Below are 18,445 nucleotides of genomic sequence, written 5' to 3'. Positions count from 1 at the left end.
CGGGGCCCCGGGCCCCGCCCCTGTACAGCAGCTACGCGCGTAGATATGCTCCCCTCGTGACCATGCCCACTGCATTCGCTGACGTGACCGCGTCCGACAGCACGCTCCGCCGCTTCCTCCACGGGCTGCCGGGCGTCGACGCGGTCGGCCTGGAGGCGCGTGCCGCCTCGCTCGGAACCCGTTCGATCAAGACCACGGCGAAGGCGTACGCCATCGACCTGGCCATCTCGATGATCGACCTGACGACGCTGGAGGGCGCCGACACCCCGGGCAAGGTCCGGGCGCTCGGCGCGAAGGCCGTCCACCCCGACCCGACCGACCGGGAGACGCCCCGCACCGCGGCCGTCTGCGTCTATCCGGACATGGTCGCCACCGCCAAGGAGGCCGTCGCGGGCAGCGGCGTGAAGGTCGCGTCCGTCGCGACCGCCTTCCCCGCGGGCCGCGCCGCCATCGAGGTGAAGCTCGGTGACGTGCGCGAGGCCGTCGCGGCCGGCGCCGACGAGATCGACATGGTCATCGACCGCGGAGCCTTCCTCTCCGGGGACTACATGACCGTCTTCGAGCAGATCCGCGCCGTGAAGGAGGCCTGCGGCACCGCCCGCCTGAAGGTCATCTTCGAGACCGGTGAGCTGTCGACGTACGACAACATCAAGCGCGCCAGCTGGATCGGCATGATCGCGGGCGCCGACTTCATCAAGACCTCGACCGGCAAGGTCGGCGTCAACGCCACCCCGGCCAACACCCTCCTGATGCTGGAGGCCGTCCGCGACTTCCGCACGCAGACCGGGGTACAGATCGGGGTGAAGCCCGCGGGCGGCATCCGCTCGACCAAGGACGCGGTGAAGTTCCTCGTCCTGGTGAACGAGACGGCGGGCCCGGACTGGCTCGACAACCACTGGTTCCGCTTCGGCGCCTCGTCGCTCCTCAACGACCTGCTGATGCAGCGGCAGAAGCTGGCCACCGGCCGCTACTCCGGCCCTGACTACGTGACGGTGGACTGACCCATGACCTCCACTCCTTTCGAGTACGCACCCGCGCCCGAGTCCCGCTCGGTCGTCGACATCGCCCCGTCGTACGGCCTGTTCATCGACGGCGAGTTCACCGAGGCCGCCGACGGCAAGGTCTTCAAGACGGTCTCCCCGTCCACCGAGGAGGTCCTCTCCGAGGTCGCGCGGGCCGGCTCCGAGGACGTCGACCGCGCGGTGAAGGCCGCCCGCAAGGCCTTCGAGAAGTGGTCGGCGCTGCCGGGCGCCGAGCGCGCCAAGTACCTCTTCCGCATCGCCCGCATCATCCAGGAGCGCAGCCGCGAGCTGGCCGTCCTGGAGACGCTGGACAACGGCAAGCCGATCAAGGAGACCCGCGACGCCGACCTCCCCCTGGTCGCCGCGCACTTCTTCTACTACGCGGGCTGGGCCGACAAGCTCGACCACGCGGGGTACGGCCCGAACCCCGCGCCCCTCGGCGTCGCGGGCCAGGTCATCCCCTGGAACTTCCCGCTCCTTATGCTGGCCTGGAAGATCGCCCCGGCCCTCGCGACCGGCAACACGGTCGTCCTTAAGCCCGCCGAGACCACCCCGCTGTCCGCCCTGTTCTTCGCGGACATCTGCCGTCAGGCGGGCCTGCCCAAGGGCGTCGTCAACATCCTTCCCGGCTACGGCGACGCGGGCGCGGCCCTGACCTCCCACCCCGACGTGAACAAGGTCGCCTTCACCGGCTCCACGGCCGTCGGCAAGGAGATCGCCCGCCAGGTCGCGGGCACGGACAAGAAGGTCACCCTCGAACTGGGCGGCAAGGGCGCGAACATCGTCTTCGACGACGCCCCCATCGACCAGGCCGTCGAGGGCATCGTCACCGGCATCTTCTTCAACCAGGGCCAGGTCTGCTGCGCCGGTTCGCGTCTCCTCGTACAGGAGTCGGTCCAGGAGGAGCTGCTCGACTCGCTGAAGCGGCGCCTGTCGACCCTGCGCCTCGGCGACCCGCTCGACAAGAACACCGACATCGGCGCCATCAACTCCGCCGAGCAGCTGGCCCGCATCACCGCGCTCGCCGACACCGGCGAGGCGGAGGGCGCCGAGCGCTGGTCGCCGGCGTGCGAACTGCCCACGTCGGGCTACTGGTTCGCGCCGACGCTCTTCACGAACGTCACGCAGGCGCACACCGTCGCCCGCGACGAGATCTTCGGCCCGGTGCTCTCGGTGCTGACCTTCCGCACGCCGGACGAGGCCGTGGCCAAGGCCAACAACACGCAGTACGGGCTCTCCGCCGGCATCTGGACGGAGAAGGGCTCGCGCATCCTCGCGGTCGCGAACAAGCTCCGGGCGGGCGTCGTCTGGGCCAACACATTCAACAAGTTCGACCCGACCTCGCCGTTCGGCGGCTACAAGGAGTCGGGTTACGGCCGCGAGGGCGGCCGTCACGGACTGGAGGCGTACCTCGATGTCTGACCGACTCACGGTCCTGAAGACCTACAAGCTGTACGTCGGCGGGAAGTTCCCGCGTTCCGAGAGCGGCCGGGTGTACGAAGTGACCGACGCAAAGGGCAAGTGGCTGGCGAACGCGCCGCTGTCGTCCCGCAAGGACGCGCGTGACGCCGTCGTGGCGGCGCGCAAGGCGTTCGGCGGCTGGTCGGGCGCGACCGCGTACAACCGCGGCCAGGTCCTCTACCGCATCGCCGAGATGCTGGAGGGCCGCCGCGACCAGTTCGTGCGCGAGGTCGCGGACGCCGAGGGCCTGTCGAAGTCCAAGGCCGCCGCCGTGGTGGACGCGGCGATCGACCGCTGGGTCTGGTACGCGGGCTGGACCGACAAGATCGGCCAGCTCGCGGGCGGGGCGAACCCGGTCGCGGGCCCGTTCCTCAACCTCTCGACGCCGGAGCCGACGGGCGTCGTCGCGGTGCTCGCGCCCCAGGAGTCGTCGTTCCTGGGCCTGGTCTCGGTGCTCGCCCCGGTGATCGCGACGGGCAACACGGCCGTCGTCGTCGCCTCCGAGAAGGCCCCGCTCCCGGCGCTCTCGCTGGGCGAGGTCCTCGCGACCTCCGACGTGCCCGGCGGTGTGGTCAACGTCCTCACCGGCAGGACGGCCGAGATCGCGGCCCCGCTCGCCGCGCACCAGGACGTCAACGCCATCGACCTTACGGGCGCGGACGCGGACCTCGCGCGCGACCTGGAGATCGCGGCCGCCGACAACCTGAAGCGCGTCCTGCGTCCACAGCCTGTGGATTTCGGCGCCGACCCCGGCACGAGCCGCCTGACGGCCTTCCTGGAGACCAAGACGGTCTGGCACCCCACGGGCTCCCTGGGCGCCTCCGGCTCGGCCTACTAGCCGCCCGCAGCCGCCCGCCGCACCGAAGCCCCGGCCTCCTCCGTCCAGGAGACCGGGGCTTCCCCGTGCGGCGCGATGCCGCACACTGTTCTCTCGTGAGCTCTCATCCCCCGATACCCACCCGCGTCGTGCTGCTCTGCGGCCCTTCCGGCTCGGGCAAGTCGTCCTTCGCCGCCCGCGCCGGGCTGCCCGTGCTGTGCCTGGACGACTTCTACAAGGAAGCCGGCGACCCCACGCTGCCGCAGGTCCCGGGCAGTTCGGACATCGACTGGGACTCCCCCGCCTCGTGGGACGCCGACGTCGCCGTCGCCGCCATCGAGGAGCTGTGCCGCACGGGGCGTACGCGCGTCCCGGTGTACGACATCGCGACCAGCGCGCGCGTCGGGCAGGGGACGCTCGACATCGAGCGCACGCCCCTGTTCATCGCGGAGGGCATCTTCGCCGCGGACATCGTGGAGCGGTGCCGGCGGGCCGGTGTGCTCGCCGACGCGATCTGCCTGCGGGGGCGGCCCTCCACCACGTTCCGGCGGCGGCTGCTGCGGGATCTGCGGGAAGGCCGCAAGTCCGTGCCGTTCCTCCTGCGCAGGGGATGGCGGCTCATGCGCGCCGAGCGCGCGATCGTGGCCCGGCAGGTCGCACTCGGGGCGCACCCCTGCGGCAAGGACGAGGCGCTCGGGCGGGTCGCCGCCGCCGCGGCGGGCCGCTGCGTCGCGGCACGCGCCGACGTCCTCTGAGGGGCCGGACGAGCCGGACAAGCAGAAGGACCGGAAAGACCCCCCGGCCTTCCGGTCCCGCCACTTGTTTCCCCCGTGCTTCCGCCGCGTCCCCCCGGAGCGACGGCCCCCGTGTTCCCCCCGATCCTCAGGCGACCAACTCGCCGAAGGATTCCTCCTGGTCACGGCCGAAGCTGAGGACCTCGTCCTCGCGCAGCCGGCGGAGCGACCGCCAGATGCTGGACTTCACCGTGCCCACGCTGATGTCGAGGATGTCCGCGATCTCCGGGTCGGTGCGGCCCTCGTAGTAGCGAAGGACCAGCATCGTGCGCTGGAGTTCGGGCAGCCGGGCCAGGGCCTGCCACAGGACCGCGCGCAGCTCCGTGCCGCGCATCGCGTCCGTGTCGCCCACCGTCTCCGGCAGCTCCTCGGTCGGGTACTCGTTCAGCTTGCGGCGGCGCCACGCGCTGATGTGCAGATTGGTCATGGTGCGACGGAGGTAGCCCCCGACCGCCGCCTTGTCGCTGATCCTGTCCCAGGCGCGGTACGTCGAGAAGAGGGCGCTCTGCAGCAGGTCCTCGGCCTCGAAGCGGTCGCCGGTCAGGTGGTAGGCCGTTGCGTACAGAGAGGCGCGGCGTTCCTGGACGTAGGCGGTGAACGCCGCTTCGGCGTTCACCGTCTCCGAGAAGGTCTTCCGCTCCCCCGAGCCCTCCCTGTACGCGCTTCCCCCGTGCGGCGCGTCAACCACCGTCATGTACGCGGTGTGCTGACGCCCGATGCCGCGAGCGCACCCCCGCCCGCTCACGGCACCGGACTTCTCAGAGCCCCGCCCGACATCGTGGAGACGCGTGACAACTGCGCTTGAGCTGGTGCTGTGCAGCGTGTTCATCTCGCGCCCCCCGTCGGTGGAGTCCGGCTTGTTCCGTCTTGGTTCCGTGCTTCTTGCGTGTGACCAGAACTCTGCCGGACCCACTTCATGACGGTGTCCGCCGACTGTCACAGGCCTGTCACAGGGGTTCGGCGCCCCTTTCGCGCGTGAGGGTGCGGTGTGGGAGCGGTCCAGCAGTCGAACTGGGGCCGAGCATGGGACAGAATGACGTCCGTGCCTTCCCTGTTGCTGATCGAGGACGACGACGCCATCCGGACGGCCCTGGAGCTTTCGCTGACGCGCCAGGGGCACCGGGTGGCCACTGCTGCCACCGGCGAGGACGGTCTGAAACTGCTCGGTGAGCAGCGGCCCGACCTGATCGTGCTGGATGTGATGCTGCCGGGCATCGACGGGTTCGAGGTGTGCCGTCGCATCCGGCGCACCGACCAGCTGCCGATCATTCTGCTCACCGCGCGCAGCGACGACATCGACGTGGTGGTGGGCCTGGAGTCCGGCGCCGACGACTATGTGGTCAAGCCCGTGCAGGGGCGGGTCCTCGACGCCCGGATCCGGGCCGTGCTGCGGCGCGGGGAGCGGGAGGCCAATGACGCGGCGACGTTCGGTTCGCTCGTCATCGACCGGGCCGCGATGACCGTGACGAAGAACGGCGAGGACCTCCAGCTCACCCCGACCGAGCTGCGGCTGCTCCTGGAGCTGAGCCGCAGGCCCGGACAGGCCCTGTCGCGGCAGCAGTTGCTGCGTCTGGTGTGGGAGCACGACTACCTCGGTGACTCGCGGCTCGTCGACGCCTGCGTGCAGCGGCTGCGCGCCAAGGTCGAGGACGTCCCCTCGTCGCCCACGCTGATCCGCACGGTGCGCGGGGTCGGATACCGGCTGGACACCCCTCAGTGACCAAAGCGCACGACAAGCTCCGCGGCCTGCCCGCGGCACGCAAGGCCGCCCTGGCCGGGCTGCGCTTCACGAGCCTGCGGCTGCGGCTCGTCGTGGTGTTCGGCCTGGTGGCGCTCACCGCCGCCGTCTCCGCGTCCGGCATCGCGTACTGGCTCAACCGCGAGGCCGTGCTGACGCGCGCCCAGGACGCGGCGCTCAAGGACTTCCGCCAGCAGATGCAGACCCGGGTGGGCGCGCTGCGGCCCAACCCGTCGCAGGAGGAACTCCAGGCGGCCGCCGGGCAGATGGCGAACAGCAGCCAGCGCTACAGCGTGCTCCTGGTCGCCGAGAAGAAGGACGGCGGCCGGATCGTCGGCTACTCCGACCTGGACGCGTTCACCCTCGCCGAGGTGCCGGACGCGCTCCAGAAGGCCGTGCTCAAGAAGCAGCCGCTCACCTCCGGCAACGACGCCGCCCACCACCTGTACTGGCAGCGGACCGTGGACCACGGCACCCCCTACCTGATCGGTGGCGCCACGGTGATCGGCGGCGGCCCGACCGGCTACATGCTGAAGTCGCTGGAGCCCGAGGCCAAGGACCTCAGCTCGCTGGGCTGGTCCCTCGCCATCGCCACGGCCCTGGCGCTGATCGGCTCGGCGCTGCTCGCGCAGGCCGCGGCCACGACCGTGCTCAAACCCGTGCACCGGCTCGGCGTCGCCGCGCGCAGGCTCGGTGAGGGCAAGCTCGACACCCGGCTGCGCGTCTCCGGCACCGACGAACTCGCCGATCTCTCGCGGACGTTCAACAGGACCGCCGAGAACCTGGAGAAGAAGGTCGCCGACATGAGCGCCCGCGACGAGGCGTCCCGGCGCTTCGTCGCCGACATGTCGCACGAGCTGCGTACGCCGCTGACCGCGATCACCGCGGTGACCGAGGTCCTGGAGGAGGAGCTCGACGCGGAGACCGGTTCCGTCGACCCGATGATCGAGCCGGCCGTCCGGCTCGTGGTGAGCGAGACGCGGCGCCTCAACGACCTCGTGGAGAACCTCATGGAGGTCACCCGCTTCGACGCGGGCACCGCGCGCCTCGTCCTGGACGACGTGGACATCGCCGACCAGATCACGGCGTGCATCGACGCGCGGGCCTGGCTGGACGCGGTCGAGCTGGACGCCGAGCGCGGCATCACCGCCCGCCTCGACCCGCGCCGCCTCGACGTCATCCTGGCCAACCTCATCGGCAACGCCCTCAAGCACGGCGGCTCCCCGGTGGAGGTCTCCGTGCGCCTGGCGGACGCCCGGCTCGTCATCGCCGTACGCGATCACGGACCCGGCATCCCGGAGGACGTCCTGCCGCACGTCTTCGACCGCTTCTACAAGGCGAGCGCGTCCCGGCCGCGGTCCGAGGGCAGCGGGCTCGGGCTCTCCATCGCCCTGGAGAACGCGCACATCCACGGCGGCGGGATCACCGCCGCCAACTGCCCCGACGGCGGCGCCGTCTTCACGCTGTGGCTGCCGTGCGAGAGCGACGGCGACGGTGAGGGTGACGGCGGCGGGGGCCATGACAGCGATGACGCCGTCGGCTGCACCGAGGGAGGCCAGGCGTGAACGGGCGACGGATGCGTGCCGCGGTGGCCGCCGTCCTGCTGGCGGCCGCGCTCGCCGGGTGCGGGATCAGGTCGACGGAGGTGCCGACGGACTTCGGGCCCGCGCCGTCGCGGGTGCCGTGCGTCATGTCGGGCTCCAGCATCGCCTCGCAGTCGGGCAGCGGGGTGCCGGCGCAGGTCTTCCTGGTGTGCGCGGCCCAGCTGGTGACGGTCGACCGGACGGTGCGGATCCCCGGGGAGAAGGCGGCCACCGACCGTGTGGCGATCGCGCAGGCCCTCCTCGACGAGCTGGCCACGCCTCCGTCGGACTCCGAGAAGGACGCGGGCTTCGCCACGGACGTACGCGGCGGCACCACGGTCTCCGGTCCCGCCGAGGGCGACCCCGAGGAAGCGCTGCGCTTCAGTGAGCCGCCGGAGGAGCTGTCCGCGTTCGCGCTCGCCCAGATCGTCTGCACGCTGGCCGGCAGCGCGGCGGCCGCGGAGGACCACACGGTGATCATGGGCGGCCCCGCGGACGGCCCCCTGCGGCGCTACGCCTGCACCCCGGAGGTCCGCTCCCGGCCCGGCACGGTGGCGCCGCCCGCCAAGACCGTCAAGCCCGAGCGGTAACCGCCGCCGGTACGCGGAACCGATCCTGCCGCCTCTGACGTCTTGAGGGGCGTGCGTCATGGCTCGGGCGGCCGCGTTGCCGCCATCCGCTTCCGCGCGGCGGGAGGATTCCTCCTCGTCGCGCACCTTCTGCTCGTCGGATGGATCACGCTGCGTCCGCTGGACGTGCCCTGGGTGAGCGCCGCGAATCTGCGGCCGCTCGCCGGGATCAAGGCGGATCTGGCGCTCGGCGGCCTCCAGGCGGCCCGCCGGATCGGCGAGGCCCTGCTGCTGCTCGCCCCGCTCGGTGTGCTGCTGCCCCTGGCCGGCGGCCGGCTCGTCGTCTCGCCGTGGGGTTCCCTGGTGCGCACGGTCGCCGCGGGGGCGCTGCTCTCGCTCGGCATCGAACTGCTCCAGACCGGCGTGCCCGGGCAGGTCGTCGACATCGACTCGCTGCTCCTGAACACCCTCGGGGTGGCCCTCGCGCATGTCGCCGTGGTGCCCGCGGCCAGGGCGAGGCTCCGCCGCCATGATGATCCGCGACGCGTCACGGCCCTTCTGCGGGAGGAGGCCCCTCAGGGGTCGACCCCGACGATTCCCAGGGTCGGGATCGCACCATAGAGCGATGCTTTGGGGTACTTGGCAACCGTAGCGTGAAGACATCGAGGCACACGCAGAGGCCTCTCCCCACGGTTCGTTAAGGAGCCCGCCATGACCGCCCTTGCCCGCCCCACCCACGGCCGGATGATCGGCGGAGTGTGTGCCTCCCTGGCCCAGCGCTTCGGCACCTCCGCGACCACGATGCGCGTCATCTTCGTGGCCTCCTGCCTGCTCCCCGGCCCCCAGTTCCTGCTCTACATAGCCCTGTGGGTGCTGCTCCCCTCCGAGGACAAGGCCCGCCGGGCCTGGTGACGACGCGATGGGGCGCCCCTCCGGGTGGAGGGGCGCCCCATCGGTGTGTACGCGAGAAGGATCAGCCGAGCGGCAGGCCGTTGAGGCCGCTGCCCGTGATGGGCACGCCACCGAGCAGCCCCTGGAGCGGGGAGGCCGGCTTGCCACCCTTGCCGCCCTTGCCACCCTTGCCACCCTTGCCGCCCTTGCCGTCGGCCTGCTGGGCCGCGGCCGCGGCCCTGTCGGCGTTCCCCGCGGCCTGCAGGCCACCGGCGAGGACGCTCTTTCCGGCGGCCACGGCCTCCGGGCTGCCCGCGGGCAGCGTCTTGGCGGCCTGCTCCAGGGGGAGGACCGAGGCGACCTGGCCGAGGGCCGCGGCCGCGTCCGGGACGCCGGGGGCGGCGTTCGCGGCGCCGGCACCGGCGGCGGCGAAGGCGGCACCGAGAACGGCGACACCGAGGGTCTTGGCAGCAGACTGCTTCATCGTCAATGCGTCCTTGTGATGTCGATGACGGGGATCTGCGCGGTTCAACGACCGCGCACACCACAAATCACGGGCACCGGACGGCGAAAAGGCGGCCGGGTGACGAGAACCCGGCCGCCGAAGCGTCGCGCGAGGAGGCGCGACCGCCGTCAGTTACCGGCAGAAGCGCTGGTCGAGACGGTCTGGCGGAACAGCCACTCGGACTTCAGCTCGGCGTAGCCGGGCTTGATCACGTCATTGATCATGGCGAGGCGTTCATCGAATGGAATGAACGCTGATTTCATCGCATTGACCGTGAACCACTGCATGTCGTCGAGCGTGTAGCCGAAGGTGCCGACCAGGTGCTCGAATTCCCGGCTCATGCTGGTGCCGGACATCAGACGGTTGTCGGTGTTCACCGTGGCGCGGAAATGCAGCTTGCGCAGCAGCCCGATGGGGTGCTCGGCGTAGGAAGTGGCGGCGCCCGTCTGGAGGTTGGACGTCGGGCACATCTCCAGCGGGACGCGCTTGTCGCGTACGTACGACGCGAGGCGGCCCAGGGTGACGCTGCCGTCCTCGGCGATCTCGATGTCGTCGATGATCCGCACGCCGTGGCCGAGGCGGTCGGCGCCGCACCACTGGAGGGCCTGCCAGATCGAGGGCAGGCCGAAGGCCTCGCCCGCGTGGATCGTGAAGTGGTTGTTCTCGCGCTTGAGGAACTCGAAGGCGTCGAGGTGGCGGGTGGGAGGGAAGCCCGCCTCGGCGCCCGCGATGTCGAAGCCGACGACGCCGTGATCGCGGTAGCGGTTGGCGAGTTCGGCGATCTCCAGGGCGCGGGCGGCGTGCCGCATGGCGGTGAGCAGGGCGCCGACGCGGATGCGGTGTCCGTTCGCCTTCGCGCGGCGCTCGCCCTCGCGGAAGCCGTCGTTGACCGCCTCGACGACCTCTTCGAGGGTGAGGCCGGACTCCAGGTGCTGCTCGGGGGCGTAACGGATCTCGGCGTAGACGACGCCGTCCTCGGCGAGGTCCTCGGCGCACTCGGCCGCCACGCGCTTGAGGGCGTCCTTCGTCTGCATCACCGCGCAGGTGTGCGCGAAGGTCTCCAGGTACCGCTCCAGGGAGCCGGAGTCGGCCGCCTCGCGGAACCAGATGCCGAGCTTGTCGGCGTCGGTCTCGGGCAGGCCTTCGTAGCCGCACTCGCGGGCGAGGTCGACGACCGTGCCGGGGCGCAGGCCGCCGTCGAGGTGGTCGTGGAGGAGCACCTTGGGGGCGCGGCGGATCTGGTCGGCGCTGGGCGTGTCGCGGTCCGTGTGACCGCCCGTGATGGTCTGGCTCGTCATTTCGGCACTCTAACGCCTACGCGCGTAGAACTCACTGGTCGATACGTAACAGTGACCCTGCGGACGGGTGGCGTACACCATGGCTTCTGACACTGTTCTGTCATGGCACAGCAAGGGACGGCGGGGCCTGCGGGTCCCAGGCTCGGGCGCGTGATCGGGACGGCGCCCTCGGCGGTGAGCGGTGTGGTCCTGCTGCTGCCCGGCGGCTGCGAGACGTCCACCCGCAGACCCTGGCCGCTGGCGGCCGGGACGGTGCGCGCGCTGGGCCGCAGGCTGGCCCAGGACGGACGCGAGGCGGGTCTCGCCACGCACGTCGTGCACTACCGCTGCCGGGGCTGGAACGGCGCGCAGGCGCAGCAGGCCGAGGACACGGCGTGGGCGGCGGACGAGGTCGTACGTCGCTACGGCGACGTCCCGGTCTGCCTGGCCGGCGTGGACATGGGCGGCCGGGCGGCGCTGCGTACGGGCGGGCACCCGGCGGTCAACTCCGTTCTCGCGATCGCTCCTTGGCTGCCCGAGGACGACGTGGCGGCGCCGCCCGAGCCGGTGAAGCAGCTCGTGGGGCGGCGGGTGCTGATCGTGCACGGCACGAACGACGAGCGGACCGACCCGGAGCTGTCGTTCCGCTTCGCGGAGCGCGCGAAGAAGGCGAACCGCGACGTGTGCCGGTTCGAGGTGCACTCCGACGGCCACCGGCTCCATCAGCACCAGGACGAAGTGCAGGCGCTGGCCTCGGACTTCGTACGGGGCACACTCTTCGGCACGGACTTCGCGCGGCCGCTGGAGGACGCGCTCGCGGCGCCGCCGCCACTGGGACTGCGCATGCCGCTTGCCTGCGGCTTCGGGCGGGTGTCGCGGCGGTGAGACCCGCCGGGACGCTCACGTCGACTGCTGCAGCAGCTTTCCCTTCCTGCTCACCAGGAACTCCTTGAACGCGGCGACCGGCGGAGTGTCGGGGCGCCCCGCGAGCCACGCCACGCCGATCTCGCGGACCGCCCGCTGGCCCGTCACCGTCAGCTCCACGACGCCCGGGCGGGGCACGGCGGGCGGCGGCAGGAGGGCGACGCCGAGCCCTGCCGCGACCAGGCCGCGCAGGGTCTCCGCCTCCTCGCCCTCGAAGGCCACGCGGGGCTTGAAGCCCGCCTCCTGGCAGAGGTCGTCGGTGATGCGGCGCAGGCCGTAGCCGGGCTCCAGGGTCACGAAGGCCTCGTCGGCGGCTTCGGCGAGGCGGATCCGCTTGCGGGCGGCGAGGCGGTGGTCGTCGGGCACGACGAGGCGCAGGCGCTGTTCGTCGAGGCGGCGGGCGACCAGGTCGGGCGCGTCCGGCACGGGCGAGGTGAGGCAGAGGTCCAGCTCGCCCGCGCGCAGCCGCTCCAGCATCGCCTCGCCGTAGTTCTGTACGAGGCTGAAGCGCACCCTCGGGTGATCGGCGCGGAAGGCGCGGATCAGGCCGGGCACGGTCTCGGAGCCCATGGTGTGCAGGAACCCGAAGGCGACCTTGCCGGAGGCCGGGTCGGCGTCGGCGCGCACGGACTCGGCGGCGCGCTCCACCTCGCCGAGCGCCCGCTCGACCGAGGCGAGGAAGGTGCGGCCGGCCGGGGTGAGCGAGACGGTGCGGCCGCGGCGCGTGAACAGGCCGACGCCGAGGTCCCGTTCGAGCCGTACGAGGGCGCGGGAGAGCGTCGACTGGGGGATCTGCATCTCCTGGGCGGCGCGCGTGACGTGCTCGGTGCGGGCGACGCCCGCGAAGTACGCGAGGCGTGGCGCGAGCAGCGTGACGATGTCCTCCACGTCACTGTTGTGTGACAGGTGCGGCTGTGACCTGTGCTGATGCTGCATGGGAACGATTATGGCGTTTCCATGCATTGGACGCATCAAAAAACCGGCCGTACGTTCGTGGCATGCCTCCTGCCAGTAGCGGGGCGTCCGCCACCCATGCGGTCGCCCTCACTCCGTCGTCCCCCGCCGCCGATTCCCGTCTGACGCCGGGCGGTCCCGGCTACCGCAGGATGAGCTTCGCGCTCTTCCTCGCGGGCGTCGCCACCTTCGCCCTCCTCTACTCCACGCAGGCCCTGCTGCCGCTGGTCTCCGCCGACTTCGGCGCGAGCGCGAGCACGGCGAGCTGGACGGTCTCGGCGGCCACGGGCGCACTGGCCCTCTTCGTCCTTCCGCTGAGCGCGCTCAGCGAGCGCTTCGGGCGGCGCGCGATGATGACGGCGTCCTTGAGCGTCGCGGTGGCGGTCGGGCTCCTCGTCCCCTTCGCGCCCTCGGTGGAGGTCCTCATCGCGCTGCGCGCCGTGCAGGGCGCGGCCCTCGCGGGGCTCCCGGCGTCCGCGATGGCGTTCCTCGCCGAGGAGGTGCGGCCGAAGGCCCTGGTCGCCGCGATCGGCATGTTCGTGGCGGGCAACTCCATCGGCGGCATGAGCGGCCGCATCATCACGGGCTGGGTGGCGCAGGCCTGGGGCTGGCGCGCGGCGCTGGCCGTCGTGGGCGTCGTCGCGGTGCTGTGCGCGGTCGCCTTCCGCGCGCTGCTGCCCGCGCCGCGGCACTTCACGCCGGGCTCTCTGAACCCCAAGGCGCTGGCGCGGACGGTCCGTACGCACCTGTCGGATCCGCTCCTGTGCCGGCTGTACGCGATCGGGGCGCTGTTCATGACCGTCTTCGGCGCGGTCTACACGGTGATCGGCTACCGGCTCACCGAGGCGCCGTTCTCGCTCCCCCAGGGCGTCATCGGCTCGATCTTCCTCGTCTACCTCGTCGGTACGGTCTCCTCGGCGGCGGCCGGGAAGCTGGTGGCCCGGCTCGGGCGGCGCGGGGCGCTGTACCTGGCGGTGGGCACGACGGCGGGCGGGCTGCTGCTGTCCCTGTCGTCCTCGCTGGTCCTGGTCCTGCTGGGGCTCGTGCTGATCACCGCCGGGTTCTTCGCGGGGCACGCGGTCGCGTCGTCGTCGGTGAGCCGGACGGCCACGACCGGGCGCGCGCAGGCATCGGCGCTCTACCAGTCGGCGTACTACCTGGGCTCCAGCGCGGGCGGCACGCTCGGCGCGGTCGCCTTCCACGCGGGCGGCTGGGCCGGGACGGTGGGGCTCGGTCTCCTCGCGGTGCTCGGCGTCGTGTCGGTGACGGTGTGGGGCTCGCACGCGGCGCGGACGGAGCGGCGGCGCGGGCTCGTCGTGCGCTCCTGCTGAGGTACCGAATCTGCCGCTGCCGCTGATTCCACCTGCGGGTTTTCCCACTCCGGGGGCCGTTGTCAGTGGGCTGCGGTAGCTTCCGGTGTGTCGGGCCCCACTGTCGGGCCCTTCTCGGAAGCCGCAGGGGTGGGTGGGGATGAGCGACATCGCAGGGACGACGACCGACCTGGACGTCACGCTGGAGAAATACCGGGTCGAGCTGACCGGGTACTGCTATCGGATGCTGGGCTCGGCCTTCGAGGCCGAGGACGCCGTGCAGGACACGATGGTGCGGGCCTGGCGCAGCTTCGAGAAGTTCGAGGGCCGCTCCAGCATCCGCTCCTGGCTCTACCGCATCGCGACGAACGTCTGCCTGGACATGCTGAACGCCGGCAACCGCCGCGCCCGCCCCATGGACCTGACCGCCGCCGCCCCGCTGGCGCAGGCGGCACTCACCCCCCGCCCGGACAACACCTGGCTGGAGCCGATGCCGGACGCCCGTGTGCTGCCCACCCCGGACGACCCCGCGGAGGCCGCCGTCGCCAAGGAGTCGGTGCGCCTGGCGTTCGTCGCCGCCCTGCAGAACCTGCCGCCCAAGCAGCGGGCGGTGCTGATCCTGCGCGAGGTGCTCGCCTGGAAGGCCAGTGAGGTCGCCGAGCTGATCGACACCTCCGTCGCCTCGGTGAACAGCGCGCTCCAGCGGGCCCGCGCCACCCTCGCCGAGCGCCCGGAGGACGACACGGCCGTCTCCGATCCGCTCGACGAGGAGCAGCAGAAGCTCCTGGAGCGCTATGTCGCCGCCTTCGAGGGGTACGACATGGCGGCGCTCACGGCGCTGCTCGCCGAGGACGCCGTCATGACGATGCCGCCGTTCGACCTGTGGCTGCGCGGCACGGCGGACATCACGGGCTTCATGTCCACGATGGGTGCCGCCTGTGCCAACGGCCGCCTCCTGCCGGTGAACGTGAACGGCACGCCGGGCTTCGCCCAGTACAAGCCCGACCCGGACAACGGCGGCTTCATGCCGTGGTGCATCCAGGTCATCGAGATCTCACAGGGCCGTATCGCCGGCTTCCACTGCTTCCTGGACACCCCCCGGTGGTTCCCGCTGTTCGGGGTGCCCCTCCATCTCGACGACTAGCCCGAGCAGTTCGGTCAGACCGACGAGACCGAGCAGCGCCAGCAGGGCGGGGGTGGGGTTCCTGAGCCGGATCCGGCCCCCGGCCCTGCGGGCGGCGAGGTGCAGCCGGGCGACGGCGTCGACGGTCGCGAGGTCGGCGGTGGTGACGCCGCCGACGTCACAGATCACATCGTGGCCGGGCCCGTGGCGGGCGGCCGCGACCCGCGCGCACAGCCGCGGGACGTCGGCCGCGCGCAGGGGGCCCTCGATGAGGATGAGGTTCGCTTCGGATTCAGCCACGCAAGGTGGACTCGCGCGGCGGGCGGAACTCATCGGTGATCCCGGCGGCCCCCGGCGCGGGCGTCAGCCCGTCTGCTCCGGTGGCCGCTTGCGCACGCGCAGGGTCAGGGGGTTCACGAAGTCGCCGCGCCCGTTGTCGTACTGCTGCTCGTGGAAGGTCTGGCCCGCCCCGGAGCCGTACATGCGGAAGAACCACTTGCTGTTCCACTCGTTCTTCGCGCTCGACAGCCGCGCGAACTCCTCCCCGCCCCGCTGGGCGCTGCCCGCGAGCCCTTGGAGCAGCTTGTTCACCTGGTCCATCTCGGAGCCGCGGGGCAGAGGCTTGCCCTGCGGGCGCCACAGCCTGGCGGTCTTCTTCTTGAACTCCTCCACGAGCTTGGGGAGCAGTTCCAGGAGCGCGTCCCCGGAGTTGCCGGTCCGCGTGTAGTTCTCCAGGGTGACGCGGTCGCGGCCGTCGGCGCTCAGCGCGGCGACGCCCGCGAAGTGGAAGCCCCAGATGTCCTGCGGCCGTTCGGTGGGGGTGGCGGACTCGGCGAAGTCGAGCCGGTCGCTCTGGCCGAGGGAGACCGTCGTATAGCCCTCGCCCACCACGGGAGCCGCGGCCTTGTTCACGCCGAGTCCGCTCGCCGCCTCGTCCATCTGCTCGGGGTGCTCGCGCAGGGCGCCGCCGTACCGCTGCGGGGTGGGGCCGGCCGGCGCGCCGGCCGAGTCGGCGAGCTGGTTGGCCACCGAGTCGACCGTCCTGTCCCCCCAGGGCATGTTCTCCCGGCCCTCCAGGACGACGTCCGTCTGCCTGCCGCCACCCATCAACTCCCGCGCCACGTCGATGCATTCGCTCTTCAGCAGATTCACGAACCCCGACTCGGCCGTGTCCTGCGGGCGGTCGGCCAGGATGGGCTGCACCCGCTTGAGTACGACGGACCGGCTGGGCTCCGCGGGGTGCTGCACGGAGATCTGCTGCCCGCGCGCCTGGAGCCGGTAGGTGCTTCCCACGCCTTCGAGGGCGGTGTTGCTCGCGGCGAGGACGTCTGACGTCGCGTAGAACTCCTTCGGCTCACGCTCGGTGTCGTGGACGGCCAGGGTGCCGTCGCCCGCGACCCTCAGGGGCAGGCCCAGCGGCGCGTCGATCTCCACGCCGCTCGCCTCGACGTCGTCCTGGCGGAACGGGTCGTGGGTGCGGGCACCCGCGTGGTCCACGGAGTGCTTCGAGAGCCGCTCGGGGTCGGGGACCAGGACGCCCTGCGGCGACTGCGACTGGAAGAAGGGCTCGTCGCTCTGCTCGCTGGCCAGGCTCTTGACGTTCCCCGACACGTACCGCTGGATGCCGGTGCCGGCGGGGGCTTCCGGCGCCGGGGCCTGCTCGGTCCGAGGGGCGGCGGCGCCCGTCATGACGCGGCGGGCGTTGGCCTCCGCCTCGCGCTCGAAGCGGTCGGAGGGGTCGGAGACCTTCAGGCCCGCGCCGTTGTCGGTGCCCGCGACCGGGCCCTGCCGCTGCTGGATGACGTGGGTCAGCTCATGGGCGAGGGTGTGCGGGTCGGCGCCGCCCGCCCCGATGACGACATGGCTGCCGGAGGTGTAGGCCCGGGCGCCCACCTCGGCCGCGGAGGCCCTGGCCGCGGCGTCGTCGTGGACCCGTACGTCGGAGAAGTCAGCGCCGAGCCGGGACTCCATGTCGGTACGGACCGCGTCGTCCAGCGGCTTCCCCGCGCCGCGCAGGACGTCGTGGACGGCGGAGCGCTGCACCCGCGGCTGCTCGGCGCCGTGCTGGTGCGCCTCCTGGGACCACGGGCGTGCGGCCTGGCGCAGCATCTGCACGACGGCGGCGTTCCCGGCGGCGGCCTGGAGACCGAGGAGCCCCGCGGGCGACGGCGCGCCAGCGGCGGCAGGCCTGCGGGCCGGGCGGCGACCCTTCTCGGCCCCGGTCGTTCCGGTGTGGTCGTGCTGGTGCAAGGTGACCTCTCCCCGCGCGGGTTGCGACTCCCCTCCTGCATACGGGGTGCGGGGCGGCGGGGCCAGGTACGCGAGGGCAGAAAGCCGCGACCGGACGGGCAGAGCCGGCCCGGCGTGCCGGGCGCTCCCCGCCTTGGCCGGTCAGGCGTCCCGGTGGTCCCGGAACCACTGCGCCACCTCGTCGGCGTGGGTGTCCGGCGGGAAGACCGGATAGAAGACGTGCTCGATGGTGGCGCCGCGCAGAACGAGGGTCAGGCGCCGGTAGAGCGTCTGCCCGTCGGCCTCGAACGTGGGGAGCCGCAACGCGTCCGCGAGCGTGAGCCCGGGGTCGGAGAGCATCGGGTAGGGCAGGTGCAGCCGGTCCACGAGCGCCTGCTGGTAGTCGGCCCGGTCCGAGGACAGGGCGAGGACGCGGTCGACGCCCTCGGCCCGCAGCGCGGCCAGGTTGTCGCGGAAGCTGCACGCCTCCTGGCTGCAGCCGCGGGCGCCGGGGATCTCGTTCCAGCCCTCCGGGATGTCGGCCGCCGGGTCCCCGGTCAGCGGGTAGCAGAACAGCACCCAGCGGCCTTCGGAGACGGCGTCCAGGCGGATGTCGCGGCCGTCGGTGCCGGTGAACGACAGCGGCGGGAGCGTACGGCCGGGCAGGTGGGCGGCGCCGCCGTCGTCCACGGGGGCGGGCAGACCGGAAGGCAGCGGGTCGGCCTGGGGGAGGGAATCGGCCTGAGGGAGGGAATCGGTCCGGGGCAACATCTCGTCGGGCTCCTTCATCGGGTTCTGGGTGGCGGAGGGGAAACCGCGCCGGGCCGCCGCGTCCCTGCGGCGGATCAGCTGGTCCCGGCCGGTGGTCAGCCGGTCGATGAGGAGGTCGAGCGCCTCGATCTTCTGCTGGTAGGCGGCCAGGGACTCCGCGCAGTGATCGCCCGTCTCGTGGCCGGCACGCAGGCAGGCCAGGAACGGCCGCGTCTCCGAGGGCGTGAGGCCGAGCGCCCCGAGCCCGCGGATCTCCTGCGCCAGCCGGACGTCCTCGGTGCTGTATTCGCGGTAGCCGTTGGCCGCGCGGCCGGGGCTGAGCAACCCGCAGTCCTCGTAGTAGCGCAGCGCCTTGATCGTCACACCGGCGGCCGCGGCCGCTTCACCCGCACGCATGTGCACCTCCTCGTTCGTCCCGAACGCTAAACCCGTCCCTCGGGGGACGGGTCAAGTCGGATCACGGGAGGTTCGACGCCC

The 18,445-nt window shown here is 72.2% G+C and carries 19 protein-coding genes; 12 read left to right on the top strand and 7 right to left on the bottom strand.

Annotated elements, in window-relative coordinates; translation table 11 throughout:
- Positions 1-62 precede the first annotated feature (62 nt).
- The 4 genes from deoC (at position 63) to KKZ08_RS23845 (ending at position 4,055) form a co-directional block, all read left to right on the top strand.
- The gene (gene deoC / locus KKZ08_RS23860) at positions 63-1,001 is read left to right on the top strand and encodes a deoxyribose-phosphate aldolase (protein WP_223776390.1); all 939 of its coding nucleotides are present in this window, start codon (positions 63-65) and stop codon (positions 999-1,001) included.
- A 3-nt stretch (positions 1,002-1,004) separates the two neighbouring features.
- A complete protein-coding gene (locus tag KKZ08_RS23855; RefSeq protein WP_223776389.1) occupies positions 1,005-2,444 on the top strand; it encodes an aldehyde dehydrogenase family protein in 1,440 nt (479 codons plus the stop codon).
- Complete coding sequence (locus tag KKZ08_RS23850) at positions 2,437-3,321, top strand: aldehyde dehydrogenase family protein (protein ID WP_223776388.1); 885 nt, start codon at positions 2,437-2,439, stop codon at positions 3,319-3,321. Before KKZ08_RS23855 ends, KKZ08_RS23850 begins: the two co-directional genes overlap by 8 nt.
- Before the next feature lie 95 nt (positions 3,322-3,416).
- Positions 3,417-4,055 (top strand): ATP-binding protein, encoded by a 639-nt coding sequence (locus tag KKZ08_RS23845; protein WP_223776387.1) that lies wholly within the window; start codon positions 3,417-3,419, stop codon positions 4,053-4,055.
- A gap of 127 nt (positions 4,056-4,182) precedes the next feature.
- Here KKZ08_RS23845 and KKZ08_RS23840 read toward each other — a convergent pair whose 3' ends face one another.
- The gene (locus tag KKZ08_RS23840; RefSeq protein WP_223776386.1) at positions 4,183-4,923 is read right to left on the bottom strand and encodes a SigE family RNA polymerase sigma factor; all 741 of its coding nucleotides are present in this window, start codon (positions 4,921-4,923) and stop codon (positions 4,183-4,185) included.
- Positions 4,924-5,136: 213 nt separating this feature from the next.
- Here KKZ08_RS23840 and afsQ1 point away from each other — a divergent pair, with 213 nt between their 5' ends.
- From afsQ1 to KKZ08_RS23815, 5 genes are all read left to right on the top strand, one after another.
- Positions 5,137-5,814 (top strand): two-component system response regulator AfsQ1, encoded by a 678-nt coding sequence (gene afsQ1, locus KKZ08_RS23835; protein WP_030779097.1) that lies wholly within the window; start codon positions 5,137-5,139, stop codon positions 5,812-5,814.
- Complete coding sequence (locus KKZ08_RS23830; RefSeq protein WP_223776385.1) at positions 5,811-7,397, top strand: HAMP domain-containing sensor histidine kinase; 1,587 nt, start codon at positions 5,811-5,813, stop codon at positions 7,395-7,397. The genes afsQ1 and KKZ08_RS23830 overlap by 4 nt, the downstream gene beginning before the upstream one ends.
- Complete coding sequence (locus KKZ08_RS23825) at positions 7,394-8,005, top strand: hypothetical protein (protein WP_223776384.1); 612 nt, start codon at positions 7,394-7,396, stop codon at positions 8,003-8,005. The genes KKZ08_RS23830 and KKZ08_RS23825 overlap by 4 nt, the downstream gene beginning before the upstream one ends.
- A gap of 51 nt (positions 8,006-8,056) precedes the next feature.
- The gene (locus tag KKZ08_RS23820) at positions 8,057-8,605 is read left to right on the top strand and encodes a VanZ family protein (protein WP_223776383.1); all 549 of its coding nucleotides are present in this window, start codon (positions 8,057-8,059) and stop codon (positions 8,603-8,605) included.
- A gap of 90 nt (positions 8,606-8,695) precedes the next feature.
- On the top strand, positions 8,696-8,896 hold the full coding sequence (locus KKZ08_RS23815) for a PspC domain-containing protein (protein WP_223776382.1): 201 nt from the start codon (positions 8,696-8,698) through the stop codon (positions 8,894-8,896).
- A 61-nt stretch (positions 8,897-8,957) separates the two neighbouring features.
- Here the strand turns inward: KKZ08_RS23815 and KKZ08_RS23810 are convergent, their stop codons facing one another.
- A complete protein-coding gene (locus KKZ08_RS23810) occupies positions 8,958-9,359 on the bottom strand; it encodes an ATP-binding protein (protein ID WP_223776381.1) in 402 nt (133 codons plus the stop codon).
- 149 nt (positions 9,360-9,508) lie between these two features.
- The gene (locus tag KKZ08_RS23805) at positions 9,509-10,678 is read right to left on the bottom strand and encodes an adenosine deaminase (protein ID WP_223776380.1); all 1,170 of its coding nucleotides are present in this window, start codon (positions 10,676-10,678) and stop codon (positions 9,509-9,511) included.
- 102 nt (positions 10,679-10,780) lie between these two features.
- Here KKZ08_RS23805 and KKZ08_RS23800 point away from each other — a divergent pair, with 102 nt between their 5' ends.
- Positions 10,781-11,542 (top strand): alpha/beta fold hydrolase, encoded by a 762-nt coding sequence (locus KKZ08_RS23800; RefSeq protein WP_223776379.1) that lies wholly within the window; start codon positions 10,781-10,783, stop codon positions 11,540-11,542.
- A gap of 15 nt (positions 11,543-11,557) precedes the next feature.
- Here KKZ08_RS23800 and KKZ08_RS23795 read toward each other — a convergent pair whose 3' ends face one another.
- A complete protein-coding gene (locus KKZ08_RS23795; protein ID WP_223776378.1) occupies positions 11,558-12,517 on the bottom strand; it encodes a LysR family transcriptional regulator in 960 nt (319 codons plus the stop codon).
- A gap of 62 nt (positions 12,518-12,579) precedes the next feature.
- Here KKZ08_RS23795 and KKZ08_RS23790 point away from each other — a divergent pair, with 62 nt between their 5' ends.
- The gene (locus KKZ08_RS23790; protein ID WP_223776377.1) at positions 12,580-13,866 is read left to right on the top strand and encodes an MFS transporter; all 1,287 of its coding nucleotides are present in this window, start codon (positions 12,580-12,582) and stop codon (positions 13,864-13,866) included.
- 139 nt (positions 13,867-14,005) lie between these two features.
- Positions 14,006-14,989 (top strand): sigma-70 family RNA polymerase sigma factor, encoded by a 984-nt coding sequence (locus tag KKZ08_RS23785; RefSeq protein WP_223776376.1) that lies wholly within the window; start codon positions 14,006-14,008, stop codon positions 14,987-14,989.
- Here KKZ08_RS23785 and KKZ08_RS23780 read toward each other — a convergent pair.
- The 3 genes from KKZ08_RS23780 to KKZ08_RS23770 all read right to left on the bottom strand — a co-directional run bounded on the left by KKZ08_RS23780 (position 14,900) and on the right by KKZ08_RS23770 (position 18,364).
- Complete coding sequence (locus tag KKZ08_RS23780) at positions 14,900-15,268, bottom strand: STAS domain-containing protein (RefSeq protein WP_223776375.1); 369 nt, start codon at positions 15,266-15,268, stop codon at positions 14,900-14,902. The genes KKZ08_RS23785 and KKZ08_RS23780 overlap by 90 nt on opposite strands.
- A 63-nt stretch (positions 15,269-15,331) precedes the next feature.
- On the bottom strand, positions 15,332-17,218 hold the full coding sequence (locus tag KKZ08_RS23775; protein WP_223776374.1) for a DUF4157 domain-containing protein: 1,887 nt from the start codon (positions 17,216-17,218) through the stop codon (positions 15,332-15,334).
- Positions 17,219-17,359: 141 nt separating this feature from the next.
- Positions 17,360-18,364 carry a MerR family transcriptional regulator gene (locus KKZ08_RS23770; RefSeq protein ID WP_223776373.1) on the bottom strand — a complete coding sequence of 335 codons (1,005 nt, stop codon included), beginning with the start codon at positions 18,362-18,364 and terminating at the stop codon, positions 17,360-17,362.
- Positions 18,365-18,445: the final 81 nt, after the last annotated feature.

It is taken from the genome of Streptomyces sp. 135 (genome assembly GCF_020026305.1).
Lineage (GTDB): Bacteria > Actinomycetota > Actinomycetes > Streptomycetales > Streptomycetaceae > Streptomyces.
Note: the sequence above shows the minus strand (reverse complement) of the source record. Positions and strands in the feature narration are given on the sequence as shown.

Bases quoted from the DNA above. Each gene is read 5' to 3' on its own strand.
- deoC (WP_223776390.1), top strand. From the start codon at position 63: ATGCCCACTGCATTCGCTGACGTGACCGCGTCCGACAGCACGCTCCGC.
- KKZ08_RS23855 (WP_223776389.1), top strand. From the start codon at position 1,005: ATGACCTCCACTCCTTTCGAGTACGCACCCGCGCCCGAGTCCCGCTCG.
- KKZ08_RS23850 (WP_223776388.1), top strand. From the start codon at position 2,437: ATGTCTGACCGACTCACGGTCCTGAAGACCTACAAGCTGTACGTCGGC.
- KKZ08_RS23840 (WP_223776386.1), bottom strand. From the start codon at position 4,923: ATGAACACGCTGCACAGCACCAGCTCAAGCGCAGTTGTCACGCGTCTC.
- KKZ08_RS23815 (WP_223776382.1), top strand. From the start codon at position 8,696: ATGACCGCCCTTGCCCGCCCCACCCACGGCCGGATGATCGGCGGAGTG.
- KKZ08_RS23810 (WP_223776381.1), bottom strand. From the start codon at position 9,359: ATGAAGCAGTCTGCTGCCAAGACCCTCGGTGTCGCCGTTCTCGGTGCC.
- KKZ08_RS23805 (WP_223776380.1), bottom strand. From the start codon at position 10,678: ATGACGAGCCAGACCATCACGGGCGGTCACACGGACCGCGACACGCCC.
- KKZ08_RS23800 (WP_223776379.1), top strand. From the start codon at position 10,781: ATGGCACAGCAAGGGACGGCGGGGCCTGCGGGTCCCAGGCTCGGGCGC.
- KKZ08_RS23795 (WP_223776378.1), bottom strand. From the start codon at position 12,517: ATGCAGCATCAGCACAGGTCACAGCCGCACCTGTCACACAACAGTGAC.
- KKZ08_RS23790 (WP_223776377.1), top strand. From the start codon at position 12,580: ATGCCTCCTGCCAGTAGCGGGGCGTCCGCCACCCATGCGGTCGCCCTC.
- KKZ08_RS23785 (WP_223776376.1), top strand. From the start codon at position 14,006: ATGAGCGACATCGCAGGGACGACGACCGACCTGGACGTCACGCTGGAG.
- KKZ08_RS23770 (WP_223776373.1), bottom strand. From the start codon at position 18,364: ATGCGTGCGGGTGAAGCGGCCGCGGCCGCCGGTGTGACGATCAAGGCG.